The following is a 2,551-nucleotide window of genomic DNA, read 5'->3' on the forward strand; positions in this document are numbered from 1 at the left end:
CGCCGCCCGGCAGGCCGCCGCCCCGCCCGCCAGCGCGCTGATCTCGGCGGCGCTGGCCTCCCTGCTGCTGCGCCGCCCCGAGCTGCGCCACCTCGACGACGAGAAGCTGCTGATGCGCCTGGCGCGCACCACCGCCGTCGGCCACCTGCTGCGCTCGCGCGCCGCCGTCGCGCTGCCCGACGCCGAGCGCCTGCTCGACGTCATGCTCGTCGACGGGCGCGCCGTCGTGCTCGACGTCACCGACCCCGAGCCGCGCGAGGGGGTCCTGGCGGTGCGCCGCCCCGTCGCGGCCCGCGACCTGCCCCGCGCGCGGGACATGGCGCGCTCCCTGGCCCCCCTCCTCGGCGCGCGCTGACGCCCCTCCCCGCCGGTGCGCGACCCGCGCGGTGCGGGGCGCGCACCCCGCGCCGCCTACCATGACGGCGTGCAGGACGTGCAGCAGGACGTGCAGCAGGACCACCCGTGAGCGCCCCGGTGGGTCCGCAGCTGTCCCCGCAGCGGCGGGCGACGGCGGTGCGCGCCTTCGACGCGCTGGCCCCGCAGGACCGCAGGGACGTCCTCGCGCTGGCCCGCCAGGGCCGCCGCCACCCCGACGAGCGCGTGGCCGCCGTCGCCTGGTGGTACGCCGCCTCCGTGCTGCAGCCGCGCTGGTACAACCGGCTGCCGCTGGCGGTGGCGCCGGCCGCCGCGCTCGCGCTGCTGGCGGCGGCCCTGCTGCTGGACGCCTGGCCGGTGGCCCTGCTGGCCCTGCTCGCCCTGCTCGCCGGGGCGGGGCTGGCCCGTCAGCGGCTGTCCACCGCCCCGCTGCTGCGCCTGATGCGCCCTCCCGGCACCGACTCCGGCACCGACTCCGGGACCGGCACCGGCGCGGGTGCCGGCACGGACGCGGGCGCCGGCGCCGGGACCGCCTGACCCGTGCCGACGCGCCCGGACGGGTGCCCACCCGTCAGGTCGCCCGCACGGGACGCCGATGGCGCTCTCGTGCGGACTCGCTCGAACAGCGGACGGGACGTGCCGAGGCCGCCGGGCCGCCTCGGCGCGCACCTGGGCCTGCTCGCGGGCCTGCTGGTGGCGGTCGCGCTCGCCCAGGCCGTGCTGGGACGCGGCAGCACCGGCGCGCTCGTGCTCTTCGGCGCCACCGAGGCCGCCGCCGCCCTGGTGGCCGCCGCCGCCTCCCGCGCCCGCGCCCGGCTGCTGCCGGCGGGGTCCGCCCGGCGCAGCTGGGCGCTGTTCGCGGGCGCCTGCGCCGCGTGGGGGCTCGGGCAGGTCCTGTTCGCCGCCCAGGACGTCGCGGGTCTCGACACCCCGTCCACGTCGTGGTTCGACGTGCCGTTCACGGCGTGGGGGCTGCTGCTGATCGCCTCCGGCGCCGCGCACCTGCGCGGGCGGGTGCGCGCCCACCACGGCGTGCGCGCGCTGCTCGACGGCGCGCTGCTCGGCCTCGGGCTGCTGACCGTCGTGTGGGTCCTCTGGCTCGGCGACGCCGTCGCCGCCCACCGGGGCCCGGCCGTCGGCCTGGTGGCACCGCTGGGCTACCCCCTGGTCGACGTCGTCTTCCTCGTCGCGACCCTCGTGGCCGTCGCCCGCGGCGGCGGCGGGCGCACCGTGCTGCTCGTCGTGGGCGGCGCGTGCCTCGGGCTCGCCGCCGACGCCAGCTACGCCTACGGGGCCGTCTCCGCGGCGGGCTTCAGCACCGGCGGCCCCGCCGACCTCGCCTGGATCGCCGGCTTCGGCCTCTACGCCCTCGCCGCCCGCCACGACCGCGAGCCGCCGGTGCCGAGGAGCGAGACCCGCACCCCCGCCCGCGACCTGCTCGTGCCCTACGCCGCGCTCGCGCCCGCCACCCTCTGCGCGGCCGTGCGGCTGTGGTCCGGCCCCGACCGCGTCGTGCTCGTGCTCGCGCTGGCCGGCGTGCTGCTGGCGATGGTCCGCCAGTTCCTCGTCCTCGACGACCACCGCCGGCTGCTGCGCGTGGCCGAGCAGCAGCGCGCCGCCCTGGACGCCCTGGCCCACGTCGACCCGCTCACCGGCCTGGAGAACCGCCGCCGCTTCGGCGAGCGCCTGCAGGAGGCGGTGCGCGCCGCGCTGGCGCAGGGGCGCCCGGTGCTCGTGGCCTTCGTCGACCTGGACCGCTTCAAGCAGGTCAACGACACCCTGGGCCACCAGGCCGGCGACGACCTGCTGCGCGGTGTCGCCGACCGGCTGCGCGGCTGCCTGCGCACCGGCGACTGCGCCGCCCGCTGGGGCGGGGACGAGTTCGCCTTCCTCGTCACCGACCCCGGTGTCGACGCCGCCGCGGTGGTGGCCCGGCTGCGGGCGGCGATGAGCGAGCCGTTCGAGATCGCCGGCACCCGGGTGCGCGCCACCGCCAGCATCGGCGCCGTCGCCGAGGACCCCCGCGACCTGCCGGTCAGCGGCCCGCCGGCCGCCGTGGTGGAGGCCCTGCTGGCCGCCGCCGACGCCCGCATGTACGCGGTGAAGCGGGCCCGGCGCGACCCCGCGGCCGCCGGCGGCTAGCGTCCCCGGCCGTGCCCGCTTCACCGCGTACATG

At 79.8% G+C, this 2,551-nt stretch carries 2 protein-coding genes and 1 pseudogene; all 3 read left to right on the top strand.

Annotation, left to right across the window (positions count from 1 at the left end; translation table 11 throughout):
- Positions 1-355 (top strand): annotated as a pseudogene (locus GTQ99_RS22090) (hypothetical protein); the annotation flags it as partial.
- A gap of 107 nt (positions 356-462) precedes the next feature.
- Positions 463-912, top strand: a complete 450-nt coding sequence (locus GTQ99_RS26430) for a hypothetical protein (RefSeq protein WP_166617836.1) — start codon at positions 463-465, stop codon at positions 910-912.
- 99 nt (positions 913-1,011) lie between these two features.
- On the top strand, positions 1,012-2,517 hold the full coding sequence (locus GTQ99_RS27300) for a diguanylate cyclase domain-containing protein (RefSeq protein WP_166617837.1): 1,506 nt from the start codon (positions 1,012-1,014) through the stop codon (positions 2,515-2,517).
- The last annotated feature ends 34 nt before the right edge of the window (positions 2,518-2,551 follow it).

The organism is Kineococcus vitellinus (assembly GCF_009906315.1).
Taxonomy (GTDB): Bacteria; Actinomycetota; Actinomycetes; order Actinomycetales; family Kineococcaceae; genus Kineococcus; species Kineococcus vitellinus.